The following is a 24,386-nucleotide window of genomic DNA, read 5'->3' as shown; positions in this document are numbered from 1 at the left end:
GGTGATGGACATGCCCGAGCGTTGGTCGCGCCCGCAGCCGGCGGAGGTCCCAGAGAACCTGGAAACTGAAGCCAACTTGGTCCGCCCGTACACGCTGACCGCCGGTCGAACCCACACCGACGTGCCGTTGCCGCTGGAGGCCCCGGTGCAGACCCTGCGGGCGGCCCAGCCCAACCAATGGCCGGCCAGCGATCCGCGCGGGCGGATCGTCGAACTGTGTCAAGGCGCGCCGTCGGTCGCCGAGATCTCTGCCCGGCTGAACCTGCCACTGGGCGTCGCGCGGGTGCTGGTGGGAGATCTGGTCACGTCGGGATACCTTCGGGTGCGTGCCACACTGACTGAGGCATCCACCCGGGACGAACGCCGAGACCTGATAGGAAGGACCCTTCGTGGCCTACGAGCGCTCGGATAGGCCCTCGGATAGGTCCCCAGCTCCGCGAGACTCGGCCTCGACCAAGATCGTCATCGCAGGCGGGTTCGGGGTCGGCAAGACCACGTTCGTCGGTACGGTCTCGGAGATCATGCCGTTGCGGACCGAAGCGCTGGTCACTGATGCTTCAGTCGGTGTCGACGGCCTGGAGGCCACCCCCGACAAGCGGACCACCACGGTGGCGATGGACTTCGGCCGACTCACGCTGGCCGAGGACCTGGTGCTCTACCTGTTCGGTACGCCGGGCCAGCGCCGGTTCTGGTTCATGTGGGACGACCTGGTGCGCGGCGCGATCGGTGCGATCATCCTGGTCGACTGCCGCCGACTGCAGGACAGCTTCGCCGCGGTGGACTTCTTCGAGCATCGGAATCTGCCATTCCTGATCGCGGTCAACGAGTTCGACGGCGCGCCGCGTTATCCGGTCGCCGCGGTCCGCAAGGCCCTGGCTCTGGGCGACCACATCCCGGTGATCGCCGTCGATGCCCGCGATCCCCGCTCGGCCCGCGATGCGCTCATCGCTATCAGCGAATACGCGCTGTCGACGCTGGCGCCGCGGGCTTGACCGACACACAAGAGTGGACCGGGCGAGAATTTTCTGGCCACGACTTTCGCGATGCGGACCTGTCGCGGCTGCGCACCGAGCGGGTGGTGTTCGACGAGTGCGACTTCACCGGTGCCGACCTCGGCGAGTCGGTGCACCGCGGATCGGCGTTCCGCAATTGTCGCTTCGAGCGGGCCTCGCTGTGGCATTCCGAATTCATCCAGTGCAGCATGCTCGGCTCGCAATTCGTGCAGTGCCGGATGCGGCCGCTGGTGTTCGACGAAGTGGACTTCACCCTGGCCGGGCTCGGCGGCAGTGACCTGCGGGCGGTGGACCTGAGCGGTTGCCGGCTGCGAGAGGCCAACCTGGTGGAGGCAGACCTGCGCAAAGCGGTGCTACGGGGCGCCGACCTGAGCGGTGCCCGGACTATCGGCACCCGGCTGGACGAGGCGGACCTGCGTGGCGCGCGAGTGGATCCCACATTGTGGACCACGGCATCGCTGACCGGCACGCGGATCGACATCACGCAGGCCATGACCTATGCGGCCGCCCACGGGCTGCGCCTGGACAGTGAATCCGATGAGCGCTGAGGCGCAGTCCGGCTCGTAGCCTGGCGCCCCGCCCGACGTCACCGCACACTCAACGCCTTCGACGCACACTCAAAAGCACCTGTGGATAGCTGAATGGTGCCAGTCGCCCCACATGGCGATGCTCATCGATTGTGGAGGGGCAACCGTTTATCGGCAGTGAGGCACTGGCAGCCGGAAGGCTGAATCGGCACGGGCTGCGGACCCACTATCGGGCCGCCTACCCCGACGTCTACGTGCCCGGACAGGTCTCGTTGCGACTCGACCAGCGCACGATCGCGGCGTGGTTATGGTCAGGACGGCGAGGCGTCGTCGCCGGTCCGGCGGCTGCGGCACTGCATGGAGCCAGGTGGGTTGACGACGACGTGCCGGTCGAGCTGGTGCACGCCAACCCGCGAGCGCCAGTCGGGGTGATCACCCGTCGGGAGACCCTGCTTGACGACGAGATGCAGATGCTGACCGGCCAAGACAACGGGATGCTCGTCACAACCCCCGACCGCACCGCCTTCGATATCGGCCGCCACCAACCGCTGCGGCCGGCAGTAGCGCAGCTCGACGCGCTGGCCCGAGCGACCCACTTTGACGTTGACGTCGTCGCGGCGCTAACCCTCCGTCATCCCCGCGTGCGCGGATTGAGGCAGTTGGAGCAGGTGTTGAGTCTGGTTGACCCAGGTGCGGAGTCGCCCCGCGAGACTTACCTGCGTTTGCTGCTGACCGATGCCGGGCTACCCCCGGATCAGACCCAGATCCCGGTCCCGACCGCCGACGCCACCTATTACCTGGATATGGGGTGGCCCGACGTCATGGTTGCCGCCGAGTACGACGGCGAGCATCACCAGGTCGACAGCCTGCAGTGGCGCAAGGACATCATTCGGCTTGAGACGCTGGCCCGGATGGGCTGGATCGTCATTCGGGTGGTAGCTCGCGACCGTGCACCGGCGGTCGTGTGGCGGGTGCGCCAGGCGCTGCAGGTCCGAGGCTACTCACCGGCATTCATTGTGCGTTGACGGCGTTGAGTGTGCGGGGGCGAAACGGGGACCTCAGCGCTTGAGCCGGATCTTCCACCACACCAGCACGGTGTAGAACACCGACAACAGCGCCAGCATCCCCATGTCGAGCAGCCAGATGCCCTTGGTGTGGTCCCACAGGTGGTCTTTGGGGATCTGCGGCACGTTGACCAGCTTGTTGAAGTCGATCGCTGAGGCGCCCGCGGCATATCCCCACCGGCCCGGCGTCACCCAGGCGGCCTCCGCCAGCCCAGCGCGCCCGGTCACCGGGATCATGCCGCCGGCCAGCACCAGCTGCGACATGATCGAGACCACCAGCATCGGCATGATCTGCTCGTTGGACTGCGCGAACGCCGACAGTGCCAGCCCCAGTACCGCCGAGGCCACACAGGTCCCGGCCACGGCGAGGAACAAGTCGAAATTCGCGCTGCCGAACATCACGGCGCCCTGTGTCGGCCCGCCCTTGCCCAGAATCACGATCATGGTGGCGATCGCACCCTGCACCGTGGCAAATGCGCAGAACACCGTGACCTTGGCCAACAGATAGGCCACGGTCGACAGGCCCACGGCCTGTTCTCGTTTGAAGATCGGGCGTTCGCCGATGAGATCTCGAATGGTCAGCGCGGTTCCCATGAAGACCGCGCCGATGATGAGCAGCACCATGATGTACTGCGGTTCGGTCGGGGCATCGGGCCCCGGCATCCCGAGACCTCCCTTGCCCTTCACGGTCAGCGACAGCGCGCCCACGATAAAGGGCAACACCGCCAGGAAGACCGAATAGCCGCGGTCGGAGATGATCAGCCGGACTTGGCGGCGCGCGATCGTCGACAGCTGTTTGCGCAGGCTTTCCGGCGGCGGGCTGCCCAAATCGACCGGTGGGGTCGACGGGACCGCTGCGGCGGGGCCTTTGGGGCCGCCGCCGCGCTCCAGGAACCGCCGGTTGGCTTCGTCCGGGTCGGCCCCGACGTTGGCGAAGATGTCGGCGTAGTTGTCGGCCCCCATCGCCGGAAAGACCTCTTTGGGCGGGCCGGAGAACGCCGTCTTGCCGCCCGGGGCGATCAGCAGAATCTGGTCGCACACATCGAGGTAGGACACCGAGTGGGTGACCACCATGACCACACGGCCGGCGTCAGCCAGACCGCGCAGCATCAGCATCACCTGGCGGTCCAGGGCCGGGTCCAGTCCCGAGGTCGGCTCGTCGAGCAGCAGCAGTGACGGGCCGGTCAGCAGTTCCAGGGCGACCGAGGCGCGTTTGCGCTGGCCGCCGGAGAGTTTGTCGACCCGAGTATCGGCGTGCTTGGTCAGCTCGAGTTCCTCGAGCACCTGCGCGACGGCCTTATCCCGGTCGGCTTTGCTGCTGTCCGGCGGCAGCCGCAGTTCAGCGGCGTAGCCCAGGGCCTGGTTGACGGTCAGCTGCCGGTGCACCACGTCGTCCTGCGGCACCATCCCGATCCGGCTGCGCAACGAGGCGTATTCGGTGTGGATGTTGTGGCCCTCGAAGGTGACCGAGCCGGAGGTGGGCTTGGTATAGCCGGCGATCAACCGCGACAGCGTCGTCTTGCCCGCGCCCGAGCCGCCGATGATCGCGGTCAGGGTGCCCGGCCGGGCCGTCAGCGTGATGTTGTTGAGCAGCCGTTTGCCGCCCTCGACATCGAAGCAGACATCGCGGACTTCCAGGCCACCGGTGCGGGTCGCAGCTTCGGTGCGGCGCAGCAAGGTTCCGCCGGTGAACTCCAGGTCGACGTTGCCGATCGTGACCAGGTCGCCTTCGGACAGGATCGCCGAACCGATCCGAACACCGTTGACGAAGGTGCCGTTGATGCTTCGGCTGTCACGGATCTCGGTGCCCAGCGGCGTGGCGATCAGCATGGCGTGGTGGCGGGAGGCGAGCACGTCGGAGATCACGACGTCGTTGTCGGTGGCACGGCCGATGGTCAGAGCCCCGACCGGTGCGTCCGGCGTGGAGCTGGACGCCGGCCGCAGGATGTCGATCATGCGGGTGGCGATGTTGCCGACTTCGGGCGGCGTCGACGCCACCGGTGCCATCCGAGTGGCGGGCTGGTGCGGGGGGAAGACATCAGCGGGTGCCAGCGGGGGTGCGGGGGCTGATAACCGGGGCGCAGTGCCGCATCGGCGACGGGACTGGGGGGACCGGACGGATACGCCGGTGGCCGGAGCGGGGCGGGCGGCGGTGGATACGGCGCCGAACCGGATTGCGGCCGGTGCGGCTGCGGCACGCCGGGGTGCCCGGCCGACCGCGGATCTGCATACGGCGCGGGTTCGGGTGGTGACGGCCAACCCGACGGCTGTGGCGGCCGGGCGGGGCGCGCTATTCCTGGCTGGCCGGGCTGCGGCACCTGGATCGAAACGGTCTGCGGCGGCCGGCCGGCCTGGCCCTGGTGCCGTCCCACCTCAAAGGAGACCCGCGGTCCGTCCGGGTTGCCGAGGTTGACGGCTTGTCCGTCGCGGATGTCGACGACCGGCACCCGCTGGCCGTTGACGTAAATACCGTTCAGGGAGCCGTTGTCGATCCCCAGCCACCGGCCCTGTTCGAAGCGCAGTAGCAGGTGGGCCCGCGAGACCAGGGGATGCGGGATGCGGACGTCGGCCCGCAGGTCGCGTCCGATGACCACATCGTGGCCTGCGGAGAACGTGCCTTGCGACCCGTCGTGGCGGACGGTCAGCACCGGCGGGGCTGGGTGACTCATCGAGTCAACTCTAGCGAGTTGCGTCCGGTGCGCCCGTAACGACGCAGTGCGTGCGCCGGTAGATCGTCGGCATGCACTGGTTGCAGTGCGTGCACTGCGACAGCGTCGTGGACTCCTCCGCGATCCGGTTGACCAGGTCCGGTTCGGCCAGCAGCGCCCGGGCCATTGCGACGAACTCGAATCCCTCGGCCATCGCCTGATCCATCGTCGCGCGGTTGGTGACGCCGCCCAAAAGGATCAGCGGCATCGACAACTCGGCGCGGAACAGTCGGGCGTTGTCCAACAGGTAGGCGTCGGTGTAGGGGTACTCGCGCAGGAATTTGTTGCCGGTCATCCGCATGCCCCAGCTCAACGGCGGGGGGAAGACGCTCGCGAACTCCTTCACCGGGGCGTGCCCGCGGAAGAGGTACATGGGGTTAACCAGCGAGCTGCCGGCCGTGAGCTCCAGCGCGTCCAGGCCGCCGTCGTCCTGCAGCCACTTCGCGGTGGTCAGCGACTCGTCCAGGTTGATACCGCCGCGGACTCCGTCGGCCATATTCAATTTGGCCGTCACCGCGATCTGTCCACCCACCGCCTTATGCACGGCCGCCACGATGCCGCGGGCCACCTTGGCCCGGTTGGCCAGCGACCCGCCGAACTCATCGGTGCGGCGGTTGATCAGCGGGCTCAGAAATGAACTCGCCAGGTAGTTGTGGCCGAGATGGATCTCCACCGCGTCGAACCCGGCATCCACGGCGTAGCGCGCGGCATTGGCGTGCTGGGCGATGACCTGGTCGATGTCGTCGCGGGTGGCCTTCTTGGCGAAACGCATGCCGATCGGGTTGAAGAATCGCACCGGCGCCAGGGCACGGGCCTTGTTGGAGCGCGCGTCGGCGACCGGGCCGGCGTGACCGATCTGGGCGCTGACCAGGGCTCCCTCGGCGTGCACCGCATCGGTGAGCCGGCGCAGCCCGGCGACCGCCTCCGGGCGCATCCACAGCCCGTCGTTGGAGGTGCGCCCGCCCTGGGAGACCGCGCAGTAGGCCACGGTGGTCATGCCCACCCCGCCGGCGGCCGGCAGCCGGTGATACTCGATGAGATCGTCGGAGGCCAGCGCGTTAGGCGTGCGGTTCTCGAACGTCGCAGCCTTGATGATCCGGTTGCGCAACGTGATCGGGCCGAGTTTGGCGGGGCTGAAGACGTCGGGAACAGGCATAGCGGGAGCTTAGTGACGGATCGTCATCGTTGGAACTGTGGGTGGCATGCCAGACTGTCCGCGTGGGTGCGATTACGTTGGACGGCAAGGCCACGCGCGACGAGATCTTCGTCGACCTTCAGGCACGGGTGGCGGCGTTGTCCGCCGCCGGCCGCACGCCTGGTCTGGGGACCATTCTGGTCGGTGATGACCCGGGATCGCATGCCTACGTGCGCGGCAAGCACGCCGACTGCGCCAAGGTCGGCATCACCTCGATCCGCCGCGACCTGCCCGCGGACTGCAGTCCGGCCCAGCTCAACGACACCATCGACGAGCTGAACTCCAACGACGAGTGCACCGGCTACATCGTGCAGCTGCCGTTGCCCAAACATCTGGACGAGAACGCGGCCCTTGAGCGCGTCGACCCGGCCAAGGACGCCGACGGCCTGCATCCGACCAACCTGGGTCGGCTTGTGCTGGGCACCCCGGCGGCCCTGCCGTGCACCCCGCGCGGCATCGTGCACCTGCTGCGCCGTTATGAGGTGCCGATTGCGGGCGCCCATGTCGTGGTGATCGGGCGTGGCGTGACGGTCGGGCGCCCGCTGGGACTGCTGCTGACCCGCCGGTCGGAGAACGCCACCGTCACGCTGTGCCACACCGGGACCCGGGATCTGGCTGAGCTGACCCGCCAGGCCGACATCATCGTCGCCGCGGTCGGCGTGCCGCACATGCTTACCGCCGACATGGTGCGTCCGGGTGCGGCCATCGTCGACGTCGGGGTCTCGCGTACCGACGCCGGCCTGGTCGGGGACGTGCATCCCGACGTGTGGGAGGTGGCCGGCCACGTGTCGCCCAACCCCGGCGGGGTGGGTCCGCTGACCCGGGCGTTCCTGTTGACCAACGTCGTGGAAAGAGTCGAGAGCACGCTGTGACCCTCACCGACGTCCGCCGGGTGATCGCCGCGCAGTGGCCGATCCTGCTGGTCGGGCTGATCTTCACGGCGGCATTCGTGCTGGCTGGGGCGAACTTCTGGCGGCGCGGCGCGCTGCTGATCGGGATCGGGACCGGGGTGGCGGCCGCGCTGCGCCTGGTGCTGTCCGAGGATCGGGCCGGGATGCTGGTGCTGCGTGAGCGGGGGCTGGACTTCGCGACGATGACGACCGCGGCGACGGTGATGCTCTACGTGGCCGCGACGATCGACCCGCTGGGGACCAGCTAGTCGTTTTTGACCGGCCCGACAATATTTTGGCCCGGTGCGAGGCGCGTATTCGCCCGTCTCCCAATCCAATCGGCCCCGTGTTTGATGGCCCTGCTCTGGGGGAACACGTGTCCGGTCGGCCGGTGTAGGTCGGCTGTGTCGGGGAGGGGGCTGTGCCCGCAATGAATTCATCGCGCAAACAGTCCTTTTGAAGACAGCTGGTCGTGTGAAGCGCAGCTCGGGAATCGATCGACCCCGGGAGCACGGCGTGAATTGCCGCGGCGTCGAGATGACGGACGCCTTGAAGTCGCTTTGTGCAGCGGAGGAACAGATGGGCGACGTCGAGCTGATTCCGGATGTCGATCACATCCGATCGCACTACGACCGGTCTAACGAGTTCTTCCGGCTGTGGCTGGATCCGACCATGACCTACAGCTGCGCATATTTCGAGCGCGAGGACATGACGCTCGAACAGGCTCAGATGGCCAAGGTGGACTTGGCATTGGGCAAGTTGGGCCTGCAGCCCGGGATGACGTTGCTCGACATCGGGTCCGGTTGGGGCTCCACCATGCGGCGAGCCGTCGAGAGGTACGACGTCAACGTCATCGGGCTGACCTTGAGCGAAAACCAAGTGGCCCATTGCGAAAGCGAGTTCGCCAAGATGGACAGCCCGCGGTCCAAGCAGGTGCGGTTGCAGGGCTGGGAGCAGTTCGACGAGCCGGTGGACCGTATCGTCTCACTGGGCGCTTTTGAGCACTTCGCCGACGGTGTCGGCACCTATGAGCGTTACGACGATTTCTTCAAGATGTGCTACCACGTGCTGCCCGACGACGGCGTGATGCTGCTGCATTCGATCGTGGTGCCCTCTCTCGAGGAGTCCCAACAAATGGGGCTCAAGCGCACGATGTCGCTGCTGCGGTTCATCAATTTCATCCGCAAGGAGATCTACCCCGGGGGCCGGCTGCCCCTGGTGTCGATCGTCGATGAACACGCGACCCGGTGTGGTTTCGAGATCACCCGTCATCAGCGGATCGGGTCGAACTATGTGCGCACCCTTGACACCTGGGCCAAGGCTCTCGAAGCGCACCAGGCCGAGGCGATCGAGCTCAAGGGCGAAGAGACGTACGAAACGTTTTTGAAGTACCTGACGGGTTGCCGGGAGCTGTTCCGTGACGGTTACACCGACGTCTGCCAGTTCACGATGGAAAAGACAGTGGCGTAGGCGATTCGGAGGACATGGTGACGCAGTTGACTGATCTCAAGCCGTACTACGAAGAGTCTCAAGCGGCATATGACATCTCCGATGACTTCTTCGCGCTGTTCCTCGATCCGACAATGGCCTACACCTGTGCGTACTTCGAGCGCGACGACATGACGCTGGAGGAGGCGCAGAACGCGAAGTATGACTTGGCATTGCGCAAGCTCAACCTCGAGCCGGGAATGACGGTGTTGGACGTCGGTTGCGGATGGGGAGCGGGCCTGGCCCGAGCGGTGACGGAGTTCGACGTCAACGTCATCGGAATCACGCTCAGCCGCAACCACTGCGCGCGCAGCGCAGCCACTCTGGCTGCGATCGATACGAAGCGTCGTGCAGAGGCGCGCCTGCAGGGATGGGAAGAGTTCGACGAAAAGGTTGATCGGATCTTCACGATCGAGGCGTTCGACTCCTTCAAGAAGGTTCGCTATGCCGCGTTCTTCGAACGTGCCTACGGCATCCTGCCCGATGACGGCCGAATGTTGTTCCACAGCATATTCACCTACCCGCAGACCTACTGGCGTGAGCATGGCATCAAGGTGACGATGAGCGATCTGCGCTTCGTCCGGTTCCTCGGCAAGGAGATCTTTCCCGGTGGGGAGATGGCGGGCCGTGACGACATCTATGAATACTCGCAAGGCGCCGGATTTCATATCCAGGACGCCGTTTTGATGCCGGAGCACTACATCCGGACGCTGGATATGTGGGCAGACAATTTGCGCCACAACCGCGAACGCGCCATCGCCATCCAGTCCGAGGAAGTGTACGAGCGCTACCTGCGCTACCTGACCGGCTGTGCTGACCTCTTCAGCAGAGGAATCAGCAACGTCGGGCAGTTCGTCTTGACCAAATAGCGTCCTGGAAGCGAGGCGCGGAAATGGCCCGAATGACTCGGCTCTCCACTGGGAGTGGCCTTCCCGAGGTCGTGGTCACCGGGGTTGCGATGACGACGGCGCTGGCGACGGACGCCGAGGACACCTGGAAGAAACTGCTGGACGGGCAGAGCGGCATCCGTAAGCTCGACGATCCCTTCGTCGAGCGGTTCGACCTCCCGGTGCGTATCGGTGGGCATCTGCTCGAGGACTTCGACCACGAGTTGAACCGCAAGGAACTGCACCGGCTGTCCTACCTGCAGAAGATGGCGGTGATCCTGGGCCGTCGGGTCTGGGCGAATGCCGGCTCGCCGGAGGTGGATCCGCGCCGTTTGCTGGTGTCGATCGGCACCGGGCTCGGCTCGCCGGAAGAACTGGTCTGGGGTTACCAAGGCATGGTGGAACGCGGCATGAAGGCGGTCTCACCGCTGGGAGTGCAGAAGTACATGCCTAACGCGGCGGCCGCTGCCGTGGGCCTGGAGCGTGGCGCCAAAGCGGGTGTCTTCACCCCGATCTCGGCGTGTGCTTCCGGCTCCGAAGGTATCGCTCAGGCCTGGCGCAACATCGTCTACGACGAGGCTGACATCGCGATCTGCGGTGGAGTCGAGACCAAGATCGAAGCGGTTCCCATCGCGGGATTCGCCGCGATGCGTATCGTGTTGTCCACTCACAACGACGACCCGGCCGGCGCCTGCCAGCCATTCGACGTCGACCGCAGCGGGTTCGTGTTCGGCGAGGCCGGCGCATTGATGGTCATCGAGACTCTTGAGCACGCAAAGGCGCGTGGCGCAACCATTCTCGGCCGCCTGATGGGCGCCGGAATCACCTCGGACGGACACCACATCGTGGCGCCCGATCCGCAGGGCGAGCGCGCGGGTTACGCGATGACCCGGGCGATCGATCTTGCGGGTCTGGCGCCGACCGACATCGACCACATCAACGCACACGCCACCGGAACCCGGATCGGCGATCTGGCCGAGGCCCAGGCGATCAACAATGCCATGGGCGACCACCGTGCCGCGGTGTACGCGCCCAAATCCGCTCTCGGGCATTCGGTCGGGGCCGTCGGTGCGGTGGAGGCGATATTGACGGTACTGGCGCTGCGCGACGGCATAGTCCCGCCCACGCTGAACCTGCACCGTCTCGACCCGGAGATCGATCTGGACGTCGTCGCCGGCGACGCGCGGACCGGCGATTACCACTACGCGATCAGCAACTCCTTCGGATTCGGCGGCCACAACGTGGCGCTCGCGTTCGGAAAGTACTAGAAGGGAGCCGCTTTCGGTCCCCAGCCGAGAGCACATTGCCATGCCGAAAAACCTGACACCGCATTTCAAAGATGTGCAGGCGCACTACGACCTGTCCGATGACTTCTTCCGGCTCTTCCTCGATCCGAGCCAGACCTACAGCTGCGCCTACTTCGAACGCGACGACATGACGCTCGAACAAGCCCAGCTCGCCAAGATCGACTTGGCACTGGGCAAACTGGGCCTGCAGCCCGGCATGACGCTGCTCGACATCGGGTGCGGCTGGGGTGCCACCATGCGGCGCGCTGTCGAAGCCCATGACGTCAACGTCATCGGCCTGACCTTGAGCAAGAACCAGGCTGTCCACGCGGAGGCGATGTTCGCCGGCATGGACAGCCAGCGCACCAAGCGGGTGCTACTGGAGGGCTGGGAGAACTTCGGCGAGCCGGTCGATCGGATCGTGTCCATCGGCGCCTTCGAGCACTTCGGCCATGAGCGCTACGAGGACTTCTTCACCATGGCCCACGACGTTCTGCCGCCCGACGGAGTGATGCTGCTACACACCATCTCCGGGTTGACGCTGCCGCAGATGGCCGACCGGGGCATGCCGCTGACTTTCGCGATGGCCCGGTTCATCAAGTTCATTGCCACCGAGATCTTCCCCGGCGGGCGGCTACCCACCATCGAGATGGTTGAAGAGCATTCGGCCCGAGCGGGCTTCACTCTGACCCGAAGGCATTCGCTGCAGCCCCATTACGCCAGAACGCTCGACTGTTGGGCGGCAGCGCTGGAAGGCAACAAAGACAAGGCCATCGAGATCCAAGGTCAAGAGGTCTATGACCGCTACATGCATTACCTGACCGGGTGCGCCAACGGATTTCGCACCGGCTATATCGACGTCAACCAGTACACGTTGCAGAAGTAGGTCTGGCTATGACTGATACTCCGGCCGCCAAGACCTTACGGCCGCATTTTGCGGACGTCCAAGCTCACTACGACCTCTCCGATGACTTCTTCGCGCTGTTCCAGGACCCGACCCGGACCTACAGCTGTGCCTATTTCGAGCCGCCGGAGCTGTCACTGGCACAGGCTCAGATCGCCAAGATCGACCTCAATCTCGACAAGCTCGACCTGCAGCCCGGAATGACGCTGCTCGACATCGGCTGCGGCTGGGGTTCGACGATGAAGCGGGCGCTAGAGCGCTACGACGTCAACGTCATCGGGCTCACCCTGTCGAAGAACCAGCATGTCTACGCGCAGCGGCTACTGGACGTCGTCGACACCGATCGCGAGCGGCGGATACTGCTGCACGGGTGGGAAGAGTTCGATCAGCCGGTCGACCGGATCGTTTCGATCGAGGCGTTCGAGCATTTCGGGCACGAGCGCTACGACGATTTCTTCGCGCGGTGTTTCGACATCCTGCCCGCGGACGGACGAATGACGATCCAGAGCAGCGTCAGCTATCACCCCTACGATCTGAACGCGCGCGGCAAGAAGCTGACGTTCGAGACCGCCCGATTCATCAAGTTCATCCTCACCGAGATCTTTCCCGGTGGGCGACTGCCCACCACCGACATGATGGTGGAGCACGGCCAGAAGGCCGGTTTCACTGTTCCCGAAGCGCTTTCGCTGCGGCCGCATTACATCAAGACCCTGCAGATCTGGGCCGACGCGTTGGAAGCCAACAAGGAATCGGCCATCGAGATTCAGTCCGACGAGGTGTATCAGCGCTACCTGAAGTACTTGCGCGGCTGCGAGTACTACTTCATCGACGAAGTCCTCGACGTCAGCCTGGTCAGCTACCTCAAGCCTGGCGCCGCGACGTCCTCCTAGAACCCGGGAATAGCTGGGATGGTGGGGATTCCACCGGACAAGCCGGGGATGCCGACCGACATTCCCGGTATCTGCGGCAGCTCCGGCAGCTGGCCGTTGGCCAGTTGAGACAGCATCTGCGGGCAGTAGATCTGCACGGCGATCTCGGTGAACAGCTGCGCCATCTGGGGCGACATGCTGGGTCCGCCGCCCAGTCCGGCGACCGGGGCCGCCACAGATGCTGCGGTGCCGGCGGGCTCGGTCAGCATCGGGCACACGGATTGGCCCAGAGCAGCCGTGGCGCCGGGGTCGGCAACCGGTATGCCGGCGCCGGCCAGATCGGACAGGAACGAGGTGTCTACCGGGCTCGCCTGCGCCGGTGCCGCCAACCCTGTGGTAGCGATCAGGCCTACTAAACCCGCCCCCGCGCCCGCCTTGCTCATGAAGCCTCGCATGCGTCCCCCTCATCCTGGTTCGGCGCCGAGCGGTGTCCGAACGTTGTTGTTGAAATCCTGCATCAAAGCGGTAACACCGACGAGTCGGCCGGGTCACGGTTTGCCTACGGCACTGTCTCGCCCGGGCCAAATGTCGCAATTTCGGGGCTTTGGGCCGAAATCGGGGCTCAGCCCGCTAGGTTGCTGGAATCGTTCATGGTTAACACATTCAACGCTCAGTTTTGCGGGGCGCAAGAGAGGTCAACGCCAAATGGCTCGACGTCGCAGCGGCACAGTCAATCGTCGGGCGATCGGGGTTGGCGCGTTAGTGGGTTCGGCCTTGGCGGCCGCGGTGGCTGTGCCGGTCCCGGCGAGCGCCGAGGTGATCGACGAGGTGCTCGAGCAGCTGATGGCACCGTTCGTGGATGCGGCGACCCACAGCGTGGACTGGTCCGCGCTGTCGAGCCCGGCGGCCTGGGACGCATTCTTCGACCCGGCGCACTGGAACGACGTCCTGGCCGGGTTGTCCGCAGCGCCGAGCGCGGGAGCAGCCGATGCGACCACGTGGCTGCAGCAGCTCATCTATGCGCCGCTGCACACCGGCATCGAAAGCTGGATTCACAGCACCGGTCCCACGCCAATCTTGGACGGACTCAACGACCTCAGTAGGACGCTGGGCTGGGGTGCGATGATCGCCGACGGCACGGCAGGAACCGAGGCGCATCCCGACGGCGGTGACGCGGGCTGGCTATTCGGTGACGGCGGCGCCGGCTGGGACAACACCGCCGGCGGTGGCGGCGGTGCCGGGGGAGCGGCGGGCATGTTCGGAGACGGCGGTACCGGCGGCGACGGGGGTGAGGGCGGTCTCGGCGGCAATGGCGGAGACGGCGGTGCCGGTGGCTGGTTGATCGGCGTCGGCGGTGCCGGTGGGGACGCCGGCAACGGGGTCTATGGCGGCGCCGGAAGCCTGCCGGCGCTGGGCGGTGCCGGCGGCGCGGCCGGAATGTTCGGAATCCACGGTGCGGTCGGGCATTTCGGCACTCTGGCCGGCGCCCCGGACAGCGGCCCCTACACCGGCCTGACCACCTCGGGCGCCTGGATCACCGACAGCGACGGCAGGGTGGTGATCCTGCACGGGCTCAACCAGGTCTACAAGATCGCGCCGTACACCCCGGGTGCCGACGGGTTCGGCGACGATGACGCCGCGTTCCTGGCCGCCAACGGCTTCAACGCCGTCCGGGTAGGGGTGCTCTGGGCCGGCGTGGAGCCGCAGCCCGGCGTGTTCGACCCCGACTACCTCGCCGCGATCAAGCAGACCGTGCAAACCCTGTCCGACCACGGCATCTACAGCATCCTGGACTTCCACCAGGACTTCTACAGCGCCGGCTTCGGCGGCGACGGCGCGCCGGAATGGGCCGTGCTGACCGGGGGGTTGCCCAACCCCGACGTGGGCCAGATCGGCACCTATCTGTTCAACCCCGCGCAGCTGCACGCCTGGGATGCGTTCTGGTCCAACGCCAAAGCCGAGGACGGCATCGGTCTGGCCAACCACTACGCGCGATCGTGGCAGTACGTCGCCGACTATTTCAAGGACGACGCCAGCGTGGCCGGCTACGGCATCATCAACGAGCCGTGGCCGGGCTCGCCGTGGCTGTCGGGCGTGCTGGGCAGCCCGCACTTCGATGCCCAGACCTTGACGCCGTTCTACAACCAGATGACCGCGGCGATTCGCTCGGTCGACCCCAACACCCCGGTGTTGTTCGAGCCGACCTTCCTGTTCAACACGGCGGTGCCCACGTCGCTGGGCGCCGTGGACGATCCGCACGGGATCTTCGCGTTCCACAACTACTGCCTGGCGAATTCGGTGTTCGAGATCGACTTCGGTTGCGGGCTCAACTTCGACATCCTGTTGAACAACGCCGCGACATATGCCGACTCACACAACATTCCGGCGCTGATGACTGAGTTCGGTGCCACCGCCAACGCCGGTGTCATCGCCAACACATTGGCGCACACCAATCCCTTCCGGTACGGCTGGCTGGAGTGGGCCTATACCGGCGGTGACGTCGCCAGCAGCTCACCGGAGGGCCAGGCGCTGGTCTTCGACACCAATCTGCCGCCGGTCGGCGACAATGTCGATGCCGTCAAGCTGGCAGCGCTGGCCGAGCCGTACCCCCAGGCGATCGCCGGAGTGCCCAACGCCTGGTCGTTCGCGGGCGGCATCTTCCACTTCAACTACACCACTGCGATGGCGGACGGCTCGGGCGGTTTCGCCGCCGACGCGCAGACCCGCATCGTGGTGCCGGCCCTGCAATACCCGAACGGCTACCAGGTGGACGTCATCGGCGGGCACGTGGTGTCCGCGCCGGGGTCCTCCGTGTTGATCATCGCCGCCGAGCCCGGTGCCACCACCGTCGACGTCCAGGTGAAGCCGGCCTGACACACCCGGAGGCAGGAGCGGCGGGACTGGGGCCGGCCGCTCGAACCTTGGCGTTTCCTCTCTGTATGCGGACAGCGAGCAACATAAGTCGGATTATGGGCATTAGGCCGGATAAATGCCCAGTTCGCCGGAGATTTCTACAGTAGAAAGTTTGAGATATTCAGAGTCGCTTCAGGTTTTCATCATGTAGGCGTTAAGGTGCTGCAAGCAACAAGCGTTGTCACGCCCTGCTCTCGGAGGTCGCCATGAAGGTCAGCCCCACGTTCCACTCCCTGGGAGTTGCGGCAGTGGCCGTGACCAGCGCCACCGCGGTGCTCGCCTCGCCGGTCATCACGCCGGCACTGGCGGCCTCGGTCGCGGGGGCGCGCACCGTGGTCGCCGATGTGGCGTTGCTCGACAACGTCGCCCTGGTGATGGGTGGCAGTGGCACCCCCATCCCAGGCAACTGGGACTTCCACTGGGCCGACCAATACCTCTCGCACCTCGGCTACGACGGCTACACCATGCAGGGCGTCTTCACCCCCGAAGGGCTGTACCCGGGCACCGGCGTCAAGAGCCTGCCGCTGGACACCTCCGTCGACCAGGGTGTCCGGATGCTCGACTCGACCATCCGCGACCGCATCGAGGCCGGCGACAACGTGGTGGTCTACGGCGTCTCGCAGAGCGCCGTCCTCTCCTCGATCGAGATGAACCACCTGCTCAGCTCCGGCAATGCCCCCGACCCCGACCAGTTGTCGTTCGTCTTGATCGCCAATGAGATGTTCCCCAACGGCGGCCTGCTGTCGCGCTTCGCCATCCCCGAAGTCCCGCTGCACATCCCGTCGATGGGCATCGACTTCTACGGGGCCACGCCCGACACCCCGTACGCGACCGACATCTACATCGCGGAATATGACGGATTCGCCGACTTCCCGCGCTATCCGCTGAACTTCCTCTCGGTGCTCAACGCCGTGCTGGGGATCGCGCTGGTACACGGCCCCGGCTACAGCCAGCCCGACTCCATCGACAGCGCCCAGCTGTTGCTGGGCTCCACCAACTACGACGGACCCCTGACCCTGCCGGACGGCGCCTCGGCCGCCCTCAACACCGACTACTACATGATCCCGACGGAGATCCTGCCGCTGCTGCAGCCGCTGCTCGGCATCCCGGTGATCGGCGAACCGCTGTATGACCTGCTGGAGCCCGTCACCCGGATCCTGGTCGACCTGGGCTACGGCAACGTCGACACCTACGTCGACGGCGAGCTGACCCATGGCGGCTGGGACCAGGGCCCGGCCAATGTGCTCACGAACTACGGCGTGCTCCCGGACATCGACGTCATGACGCTGCTGAGCTCGCTGTGGCAGGGCGCGCAGCATGGCTTCAACGACTTCGTCTACGACCTCGGGCACCTGTCGTTCGGGGGCCCGGCCGATGCGCTCGGTTCGTCGATGGACTTCGCGCTGCCCAGTCTCCTCGACGTCGTCAACACCTTCTCCGGCGCGGCCGCCACGCTGTATTCGGTGCTGCTGCCGACCGCGGACATCATCAACGCCTTGCTGACCACCATGCCCGCCTACGACATCAGCATGTTCTTCAACGCATTCGGCAACGGCGACGACTTGCTGACCACCCTGACGAACGCCATCGGAATGCCGATCGCAGCCGACGCTGGGCTGATCCCCACGGCCATCGGATTCGAGCTGATGAGCGTGATGAGCGCGTTCCAGTCGATCGCCAACGACTTCGCGGACCTGTTCAGCGCGTAGCGGGAATCGCCGTCGCGAGAAGGGCTTTCGCTGCGGCTATTTGGCCAAGGTGAACTGGTTGACGTCGAAGCGGCCTTCCCGGAACTGCTCGGCGGAGCCAGTCAGGTAACGCATGTAGCGCTCGTAGACCTCTTCGGACTGCAGCGCGATGGCCTCAGACTCGTGCGCTTCCAGCGCCTGCGCCCAGTGGTCGAGGGTCATGGCGTAGTGCTGCTGCAGCGACTGGATGCGGTTCACCGTGAACCCCGCCTTGACGGCGTGCTCTTTGACCAGCGCTACCGACGGCAGCTCGCCGCCGGGGAAGATCTCGGTCATCAGGAATATCTGAAATGCAGCCAGCTCGTCCGTCAGCGCCATGCCGTACTCGACCATCTGTTGCGGGGACAGGCCACAAATGGTGTGCAGCATCAGCACCCCGTCGCTGGGCAGTGCCCGGTGGGCCATCGCAAAGAAATCGTCGTAGCGGTCGTAGCCGAAGTGCTCGAACGCCCCGATCGACACGATCCGGTCGACCGGTTCGTCGAACTCTTCCCAACCGGCCAACAGCACTCGTCGGCTGCGTGGGGAGTCCATCGCGGCGAACATCGACTGCACGTGGACGGCCTGGTGCTTGCTCAGCGTCAGACCGACCACGTTGACGTCGTACTGTTCGATCGCCCGTTGCATGGTGGCGCCCCAGCCACAGCCCACGTCGAGCAGCGTCATGCCGGGGCGCAGGCCCAGCTTGCCGAGCGACAGATCGATTTTGGCGAGTTGGGCTTCCTCGAGCGTCATGTCGTAGTGCCGGAAGTAGGCGCAGCTGTAGGTCTGGGTCGGATCCAGGAAGAGTCGAAAGAAGTCATCGGACAGGTCGTAATGGGCTTGGACGTCAGCGAAATGTGGAGTCAGACGGTGAGTCATGTGGGGTGGCCCTTCGGACGGCCGGGGCCATGTCAGATGCCAACCGTAGGGCCCCCTGGTTCCGGCCGACCGAGGCGGCATACCCGCTGTCGGCCGGCGTAAACACCTGCTTGCGCTAGGAATCCGAGAGCGTGGCCCGGGTGCACACCGTGATGTAGGGCAGCGCCAACCCGGTGGACCCGACCAACGCCGGATGGGTGGCCAGCAGGTTGCGAACCTGGTCCAGTGTCTTGGTGCGCACCGCGTCCGGTGAGGTGATGCAGTAGCTGCGGGAAGCGACCAGATCGATCAGGGCCTGCGGCGTCAGGTAGTTGGTCCACTCCACCTGGTGGCTTTCGATGTCGCCGAACGGCGCGGGCAGGCTCACCCCGGCGTCGACCACGTCGCGGGCGTCCTCGCGGCCGATGATCGCGCCGAGTTCCTTCACCCAGCCCAGTCGTTCGTCGCGGGTGTTCCACACCAGCCCCAGCCGGCCGCCGGGCCGCAGCACCCGCACCAGCTCGGGGATGGCCCGCGCGGGGTCGAACCAATGCCAGGCCTGGGCCACCAGCACCGCGTCGACGCTGTTGTCGGGCAGCGGGATCTGCTCGGCGGACCCGAGCAGCGCTGGGGTGCCCGGCAGGGCGCTGGCCAGCACCTCGAGCATTTCGGCGATCGGGTCCACCGCCACCACGTCCAGGCCGCGCTCCACCAGCCGCGCGGTGAGCTTGCCGGTGCCGGCGCCCAGGTCCAGGACGTCGCGGGCGCCCGGCGGCAGCAGCCAGTCGATCGCCTCCGGGGGATAGGACGGACGTCCCCGCTCGTAGGCGGCGGCCTGCGACCCGAACGATAATGAGCGGTCGCGGCGGCCCTGCTCGGACGGGCTCACCGTCGGCGTTCCCGGGCCGAGCTCGCCAAGTCCAAGGTCTGGCGGATCAGCTCGCCGACTCGGGCGGTGTCCAGCAGGAAGCCGTCATGTCCGCAGTCGGAGTCGAGTACCTGCAGTCCGTCGCAGCCGGGGAGCAGCTCGGCCAGCTCGGCCTGCAACCGCAGCGGGTACAGCCGGTCCGAGGCGATTCCGGCGACCACCGCGGGAACCGGGCAGGCGCGCAACGCCGCGGCCACCCCGCCGCGTCCCGCGCCCACGTCGTAGCTGGACAGCGAGTCGCTCAGGGTCACGTAGCTGCCCGCGTCGAACCGTGAGACCAGCTTGTCGCCCTGATGTTCCAGGTAGCTCTGCACCGCGTAGCGCCCGCCGTCGGCCGGGTCTTCCCCGTCCTGGGCTGCATTGGCGAATCGCAGGTCCAGCTCGGCCTCGCCGCGGTAGGTCAGATGCGCGATGCGCCGGGCGATCGCCAAGCCGGCTTCGGGGCTGCGGCCGGTGCCGTGGTAGTCGCCGCCCTGCCAGTTCGGGTCGGCCTTGATGGCCGCGATCTGGGTGCTCTGCGTGCCGATCTGGTCGGCGGTGGCCCGAGCCCCGACGGCCAGCAGCAGGCCCGCGCCCACCTGGTCCGGGTGACCCACCATCCACTCCAGCCCGCGGGCGCCACCCATCGAACCGCCCAGCACGGCGGCCACCTCGGTGATGCCCAGCGCGGCCAGCGCGGCGATGTCGGCCTCGACCTGGTCGCGAATCGTGATGGCGGGAAACTTTGAGCCCCAAGGCTTCCCGTCGCGAGCCAGCGATCCCGGACCGGTCGACCCACGGCAACCGCCCAGCACATTGGTGGCCACCGCGCACCAGCGGTCGGTGTCGATCGGAGCGCCGGGGCCAATCACCCCGTCCCACCAGCCCGGGGTGGGATGGCCCGGCCCGGCGGGCCCGGTGACATGGGAATCCCCGGTCAGTGCATGCAGCACCATGACGACGTTGTCACGCTGGGGCGACAGCTCGCCCCAGCGCTGCACGGCGATGTGGACGTCATCGAGCACCGCGCCGCTCTGCAGCGTCAGCGATCCGATGGCGACCACGCCGGTCTCTCCCTCGGCGGGCAGTAGCTGCCTGGACACGTCGGAGATCGTCACCGGGGACCGCCTCAACGGGCCGCCAGCGCCGGCGAGTCGCCGAGCTGTGCCGAGGCCGCGGCGAAGCCGAGCTCCAGGTCCGCCAGGATGTCTTCGATGCCCTCGATGCCGACCGCCAGGCGAACCAGGCCCGGGGTGACACCGCTGGCCAGCTGTTCTTCGGCGCTGAGCTGGCCGTGCGTCGTCGACGCCGGGTGGATCACCAGCGAACGCACGTCACCGATGTTGGCGACGTGGCTGTGCAGCTTCAGTGCGTCGACGAACGCCTTGCCGGCCTCGATGCCGCCGGGGAGCTCGAACGAGAGCACACCGCCGACACCCTTCGGTGCCAGCTGCTGGGCCCGTGCGTGCCACGGCGAGCTGGCCAGCCCGGCGTAGTTGACGCTCAGCACGTCGTCGCGGGCTTCCAGGAACTCCGCGACCCGCTGGGCGTTGGCGACGTGGCGCTCCACCCGAAGGCTCAGCGTCTCCAGGCCCTGGGCGATCAGGAAGGCATTGAACGGCGAGATCGCAGAGCCCAGGTCGCGCAGCAGTTGCACGCGGGCCTTGAGTGCGAACGCGGGCGCTCCCAGATCGGCGAAGACCGCGCCGTGGTAGCTCGGGTCGGGTGTGGTGAAACCGGGGTGGCGGCCCTGCGTCCAGTCGAAGGTCCCACCGTCGACGATCACGCCCGCGATCGCTGCGCCGTGTCCGCCCAAGTACTTGGTGGCCGAGTGCACCACGATGTCGGCGCCGTGGGCCAGCGGCTGGATCAGGTAGGGGGTCGCCACGGTGTTGTCGACGATCAGCGGCACGCCGTTGTCGTGGGCCACGCCCGACACACCTGGGATGTCGAGTACGTCGATCTTCGGGTTGGAGATGGTCTCGGCGAAGAAGGCTTTGGTGTTGGGCCGCACCGCCGCCCGCCAGGACTCCAGGTCATCGGGGTCCTCGACAAAGGTGGTCTCGATGCCCAGTTTGGTCAGCGAGTAGTGGAACAGGTTGTAGGTGCCGCCGTAGAGCCGCGGGCTGGAGACGATGTGGTCGCCGGCGCCGGCGAGATTGAGGATCGCGAAGGTCGCCGCGGCGGACCCGGAGGCCACCAGCAGCGCCGCGACCCCGCCCTCGAGCGCGGCGATGCGCTGCTCGACGACGTCATTGGTCGGGTTCATGATCCGGGTGTAGATGTTGCCCGGGACCTCCAGGCCGAACAGCTTGGCGGCGTGATCGGTGTTGTCGAACGTGTAGGAGGTGGTCTGGTAGATCGGCAGCGCGCGGGCGTTGGTGGCCGCGTCGGGAACCTGCCCGGCGTGGACCTGCTTGGTCTCGAACGACCAGTGCGAACTGGGGTCGGTGTTGTTGTCGGCGGTCATTGCTGAATGAATTCCTCGGGAGTGTTGTCGCTGGGTGACGAGAGCGGATTAGGCCTGGGTTCAGCGACAACAGCAACGGGTGAGCGGGCGCAAGGAGGCACGCATCAGGTTCCCCTGTCTACTCGGGGGGCCCGTTGTGGCGGACCCGCGCTTGCCGCGTAGCCGATAGTGGCTACTCAACCCGGTCATCACCCGGGGCACCCCACCGCGGTTGGAGGGTTGCCGGCCAGCAAGCCGGGGCTTCGCGCTGGCACTCATGACCGTCACGCAGCCTATCGCATCTCACATAGGTGTCGCCACCTGCTCACCGGCGGTGGACGCCACGGTGGACGCAATTTGGCGGTACGCGATACTGATGCCGCCGTGTACAACGCGGGACAATCGAACACAACGAACCTGACGCCGGGAGAACAGCCATGTGCGCCGACCAGCCGACCATCATCTACACGCTGACTGACGAGGCGCCGCTGTTGGCGACGTACTCGTTCCTGCCGATCGTGCAGGCCTTCACCGGGCCCGCGGGTATCGACGTCCAAGCCAGCGACATCTCGCTTGCAGCCCGCATCCTGGCCGCATTCCCAGACTGCCTGACCGACGAGCAGCGGGTGCCGGACAACCTGGCCGAGCTCGGCCGACTGACTCAGCTGCCGGACACCACCATCATCAAGCTGCCCAACATCAGCGCCTCGGTGCCGCAGCTGGTCTCCGCCATCAAGGAGTTGCAGGGCAAGGGCTTCAAGCTGCCGGACTACCCCGAGGACCCCAAGTCCGAGCAGGAGCGAGACGTTCACGACCGCTACGCCAAGTGTCTGGGCTCTGCGGTGAACCCGGTCCTGCGGGAAGGCAACTCGGACCGTCGTGCGCCCAAGGCGGTCAAGGAGTACGCGCGCAAGCACCCGCACAGCATGGGCGAGTGGTCACAGGCCTCGCGCACTCACGTGGCGACCATGAAGCACGGCGACTTCTACCACGGTGAGAAGTCGATGACGCTGGACCGCGACCGCGACGTCAAGATGCAGCTGACGACCAAGAGCGGCAACACGATTGTGCTCAAGGAGAAGGTGTCGCTGCTGGCCGGCACGGTCATCGACTCCATGTTCATGAGCGTGGCGGCGCTGCGCGAGTTCTACGAGGAGCAGATGGAGGACGCCCGCAAGACCGGCGTGATGTTCTCCCTGCACGTCAAGGCGACCATGATGAAGGTCAGCCACCCGATCGTGTTCGGCCACGCCATCAAGGTGTTCTACAAGGACGCATTCGCCAAGCACCAGAAGCTCTTCGACGACTTGGGCGTCAACGTCAACAACGGCATGGTCGACCTGTACAGCAAGATCGAGACGCTGCCGGCCTCCCAGCGCGACGAGATCATCGAGGACCTGCACGCCTGTCGGGAGCACCGGCCGGAGCTGGCGATGGTGGATTCGGCGCACGGCATCACCAACTTCCACTCGCCGTCGGATGTGATCGTGGACGCCTCGATGCCGGCGATGATCCGGGCCGGCGGGAAGATGTACGGCGCCGATGGACGGACCAAGGACACCAAGGCGGTCAACCCGGAGTCGACCTTCGCCCGGATCTACCAGGAGATCATCAACTTCTGCAAGACCCACGGGCAGTTCGACCCGGCCACCATGGGCACCGTCCCCAACGTCGGGCTGATGGCGCAGAAGGCCGAGGAGTACGGCAGCCACGACAAGACCTTCGAGGTCCCCGAGGCCGGCGTCGCCGACATCGTGGACCTGGCTACCGGTGAGGTGCTGCTGACCCAGAACGTGGAGGCCGGCGATATCTGGCGGCTCTGCACGGTCACCGACGCCGCCATCAGGGACTGGGTGAAGCTGGCCGTCCAGCGGGCACGGGCGTCGGGCATGACCGTGGTGTTCTGGCTCGACACCGAGCGTCCGCACGAGGCCGAGCTGCGCAAGAAGGTCAAGGCCTACCTGTTGGACTACGACACCGAAGGCCTGGAGATCCAGATCATGCCGCAGGTGTGGGCGATGCGGTACACCCTGGAGCGACTGATCCGCGGCCAGGACACCATCGCCGCCACCGGCAACATCTTGCGCGACTACCTCACGGACCTGTTCCCGATCCTGGAGCTGGGCACCAGCGCCAAGATGCTGTCGATCGTGCCGCTGATGGCCGGGGGCGGCATGTACGAGACGGGCGCGGGCGGTTCGGCCCCCAAGCACGTCAAGCAGCTGGTGGAGGAGAACCACCTGCGCTGGGACTCGCTCGGTGAGTTCCTGGCGCTGGGTGCCAGCTTCGACGACCTGGGTGCCAAGACCGGCAATGTGCGCGCCAAGATCTTGGGCGAGACGCTGGACTCTGCGATCGGCAAGCTGCTGGACGCCAACCAGAGCCCGTCGCGCAAGACCGGTGAACTCGACAACCGCGGCAGCCAGTACTACCTGGCCAAGCACTGGGCGCAGGAGCTCGCCGCGCAGACGCAGGACGCCGAGCTGGCCAAGCACTTCGCGGCACTGGCGAACACGCTGGCCAAGAACGAGGACGTCATCCTGAACGAGCTCAACGTCGTGCAGGGCCAGGCGGTGGACATCGGCGGCTACTACGCGCCGGACCACGACCTGACCTCGGCGGTCATGCGGCCCAGCCCGACGCTGAACGCCGCGATCGACGCGAAGGACTGACGGCGAGCGGCCGATCTACCTGTTGA

At 66.4% G+C, this 24,386-nt stretch carries 22 protein-coding genes and 1 riboswitch; of the genes, 14 read left to right on the top strand and 8 right to left on the bottom strand.

The window, feature by feature from the left end; all coding sequences use genetic code 11:
* Positions 1 to 10 precede the first annotated feature (10 nt).
* From RCP37_RS16735 to RCP37_RS16720, 4 genes are all read left to right on the top strand, one after another.
* A complete protein-coding gene (locus RCP37_RS16735; protein ID WP_308487124.1) occupies positions 11 to 412 on the top strand; it encodes a DUF742 domain-containing protein in 402 nt (133 codons plus the stop codon).
* Positions 390 to 992: a GTP-binding protein gene (locus RCP37_RS16730; protein ID WP_308484136.1), complete on the top strand. Its 603-nt coding sequence runs from the start codon at positions 390 to 392 to the stop codon at positions 990 to 992. Before RCP37_RS16735 ends, RCP37_RS16730 begins: the two co-directional genes overlap by 23 nt.
* Positions 989 to 1,561, top strand: a complete 573-nt coding sequence (locus RCP37_RS16725; protein ID WP_308484135.1) for a pentapeptide repeat-containing protein — start codon at positions 989 to 991, stop codon at positions 1,559 to 1,561. Before RCP37_RS16730 ends, RCP37_RS16725 begins: the two co-directional genes overlap by 4 nt.
* 128 nt (positions 1,562 to 1,689) lie before the next feature.
* Positions 1,690 to 2,565 (top strand): endonuclease domain-containing protein, encoded by an 876-nt coding sequence (locus tag RCP37_RS16720; RefSeq protein ID WP_373693197.1) that lies wholly within the window; start codon positions 1,690 to 1,692, stop codon positions 2,563 to 2,565.
* A 33-nt stretch (positions 2,566 to 2,598) separates the two neighbouring features.
* Here RCP37_RS16720 and RCP37_RS16715 read toward each other — a convergent pair whose 3' ends face one another.
* Genes RCP37_RS16715 through RCP37_RS16710 form a run of 3 tightly spaced genes read right to left on the bottom strand, consistent with a single transcriptional unit; the run spans position 2,599 to position 6,468 of the window.
* On the bottom strand, positions 2,599 to 4,602 hold the full coding sequence (locus RCP37_RS16715; protein ID WP_373693044.1) for an ATP-binding cassette domain-containing protein: 2,004 nt from the start codon (positions 4,600 to 4,602) through the stop codon (positions 2,599 to 2,601).
* Positions 4,557 to 5,273, bottom strand: coding sequence for an FHA domain-containing protein (locus tag RCP37_RS22200; RefSeq protein WP_373693043.1), 717 nt, complete (start codon positions 5,271 to 5,273; stop codon positions 4,557 to 4,559). The genes RCP37_RS16715 and RCP37_RS22200 overlap by 46 nt, the downstream gene beginning before the upstream one ends.
* A gap of 10 nt (positions 5,274 to 5,283) precedes the next feature.
* On the bottom strand, positions 5,284 to 6,468 hold the full coding sequence (locus RCP37_RS16710) for an NADH:flavin oxidoreductase (protein ID WP_308484133.1): 1,185 nt from the start codon (positions 6,466 to 6,468) through the stop codon (positions 5,284 to 5,286).
* A gap of 62 nt (positions 6,469 to 6,530) precedes the next feature.
* Here RCP37_RS16710 and RCP37_RS16705 point away from each other — a divergent pair, with 62 nt between their 5' ends.
* The 7 genes from RCP37_RS16705 to RCP37_RS16675 all read left to right on the top strand — a co-directional run bounded on the left by RCP37_RS16705 (position 6,531) and on the right by RCP37_RS16675 (position 12,852).
* A complete protein-coding gene (locus RCP37_RS16705) occupies positions 6,531 to 7,379 on the top strand; it encodes a bifunctional methylenetetrahydrofolate dehydrogenase/methenyltetrahydrofolate cyclohydrolase (protein WP_308484132.1) in 849 nt (282 codons plus the stop codon).
* On the top strand, positions 7,376 to 7,666 hold the full coding sequence (locus RCP37_RS16700) for a DUF3017 domain-containing protein (protein ID WP_308484131.1): 291 nt from the start codon (positions 7,376 to 7,378) through the stop codon (positions 7,664 to 7,666). The genes RCP37_RS16705 and RCP37_RS16700 overlap by 4 nt, the downstream gene beginning before the upstream one ends.
* Before the next feature lie 310 nt (positions 7,667 to 7,976).
* Positions 7,977 to 8,867 (top strand): cyclopropane mycolic acid synthase family methyltransferase, encoded by an 891-nt coding sequence (locus RCP37_RS16695; RefSeq protein ID WP_308484130.1) that lies wholly within the window; start codon positions 7,977 to 7,979, stop codon positions 8,865 to 8,867.
* Positions 8,868 to 8,893: 26 nt separating this feature from the next.
* Positions 8,894 to 9,754, top strand: coding sequence for a cyclopropane mycolic acid synthase family methyltransferase (locus tag RCP37_RS16690; RefSeq protein WP_308487123.1), 861 nt, complete (start codon positions 8,894 to 8,896; stop codon positions 9,752 to 9,754).
* Positions 9,755 to 9,786: 32 nt separating this feature from the next.
* Entirely contained in the window at positions 9,787 to 11,040 is a 1,254-nt protein-coding gene (gene kasB, locus RCP37_RS16685; protein ID WP_308487122.1) for a 3-oxoacyl-ACP synthase KasB, read from the top strand.
* Between the two features lie 40 nt (positions 11,041 to 11,080).
* Positions 11,081 to 11,944, top strand: a complete 864-nt coding sequence (locus tag RCP37_RS16680; RefSeq protein ID WP_308484129.1) for a cyclopropane mycolic acid synthase family methyltransferase — start codon at positions 11,081 to 11,083, stop codon at positions 11,942 to 11,944.
* An 8-nt stretch (positions 11,945 to 11,952) separates the two neighbouring features.
* Positions 11,953 to 12,852 carry a cyclopropane mycolic acid synthase family methyltransferase gene (locus tag RCP37_RS16675; protein WP_308484128.1) on the top strand — a complete coding sequence of 300 codons (900 nt, stop codon included), beginning with the start codon at positions 11,953 to 11,955 and terminating at the stop codon, positions 12,850 to 12,852.
* Here the strand turns inward: RCP37_RS16675 and RCP37_RS16670 are convergent.
* A complete protein-coding gene (locus RCP37_RS16670) occupies positions 12,849 to 13,286 on the bottom strand; it encodes a DUF732 domain-containing protein (RefSeq protein WP_308484127.1) in 438 nt (145 codons plus the stop codon). The two genes, RCP37_RS16675 and RCP37_RS16670, sit on opposite strands and share 4 nt — an antisense overlap.
* A 250-nt stretch (positions 13,287 to 13,536) precedes the next feature.
* Here RCP37_RS16670 and RCP37_RS16665 point away from each other — a divergent pair, with 250 nt between their 5' ends.
* Together RCP37_RS16665 and RCP37_RS16660 are read left to right on the top strand one after the other, a co-directional pair.
* Positions 13,537 to 15,705 carry a cellulase family glycosylhydrolase gene (locus RCP37_RS16665; protein WP_308484126.1) on the top strand — a complete coding sequence of 723 codons (2,169 nt, stop codon included), beginning with the start codon at positions 13,537 to 13,539 and terminating at the stop codon, positions 15,703 to 15,705.
* Positions 15,706 to 15,950: 245 nt separating this feature from the next.
* Positions 15,951 to 17,453: a PE-PPE domain-containing protein gene (locus RCP37_RS16660; protein ID WP_308484125.1), complete on the top strand. Its 1,503-nt coding sequence runs from the start codon at positions 15,951 to 15,953 to the stop codon at positions 17,451 to 17,453.
* Between the two features lie 36 nt (positions 17,454 to 17,489).
* On the opposite strand, the gene RCP37_RS16655 is transcribed toward RCP37_RS16660, so the two are convergent.
* The 4 genes from RCP37_RS16655 to RCP37_RS16640 all read right to left on the bottom strand — a co-directional run bounded on the left by RCP37_RS16655 (position 17,490) and on the right by RCP37_RS16640 (position 21,709).
* Positions 17,490 to 18,353 (bottom strand): cyclopropane mycolic acid synthase family methyltransferase, encoded by an 864-nt coding sequence (locus RCP37_RS16655; RefSeq protein ID WP_308484124.1) that lies wholly within the window; start codon positions 18,351 to 18,353, stop codon positions 17,490 to 17,492.
* Positions 18,354 to 18,468: 115 nt separating this feature from the next.
* Positions 18,469 to 19,221, bottom strand: a complete 753-nt coding sequence (locus RCP37_RS16650; protein ID WP_308484123.1) for a class I SAM-dependent methyltransferase — start codon at positions 19,219 to 19,221, stop codon at positions 18,469 to 18,471.
* Positions 19,218 to 20,357 carry a homoserine O-acetyltransferase MetX gene (metX, locus tag RCP37_RS16645; protein WP_308484122.1) on the bottom strand — a complete coding sequence of 380 codons (1,140 nt, stop codon included), beginning with the start codon at positions 20,355 to 20,357 and terminating at the stop codon, positions 19,218 to 19,220. Before metX ends, RCP37_RS16650 begins: the two co-directional genes overlap by 4 nt.
* Before the next feature lie 11 nt (positions 20,358 to 20,368).
* Positions 20,369 to 21,709 carry a bifunctional o-acetylhomoserine/o-acetylserine sulfhydrylase gene (locus RCP37_RS16640; protein ID WP_308484121.1) on the bottom strand — a complete coding sequence of 447 codons (1,341 nt, stop codon included), beginning with the start codon at positions 21,707 to 21,709 and terminating at the stop codon, positions 20,369 to 20,371.
* Positions 21,710 to 21,851: 142 nt separating this feature from the next.
* A riboswitch (SAM riboswitch) is annotated at positions 21,852 to 21,971 on the bottom strand.
* A 154-nt stretch (positions 21,972 to 22,125) separates the two neighbouring features.
* Between RCP37_RS16640 and RCP37_RS16635 the strand changes: the two genes are divergently transcribed.
* Complete coding sequence (locus tag RCP37_RS16635; RefSeq protein ID WP_308484120.1) at positions 22,126 to 24,360, top strand: NADP-dependent isocitrate dehydrogenase; 2,235 nt, start codon at positions 22,126 to 22,128, stop codon at positions 24,358 to 24,360.
* Positions 24,361 to 24,386 lie beyond the last annotated feature (26 nt).

Source organism: Mycolicibacter sp. MU0102 (assembly GCF_963378105.1).
In the GTDB taxonomy this organism is placed as follows: domain Bacteria; phylum Actinomycetota; class Actinomycetes; order Mycobacteriales; family Mycobacteriaceae; genus Mycobacterium; species Mycobacterium holstebronense.
This window is presented reverse-complemented; position numbering and strand designations above follow the sequence as displayed.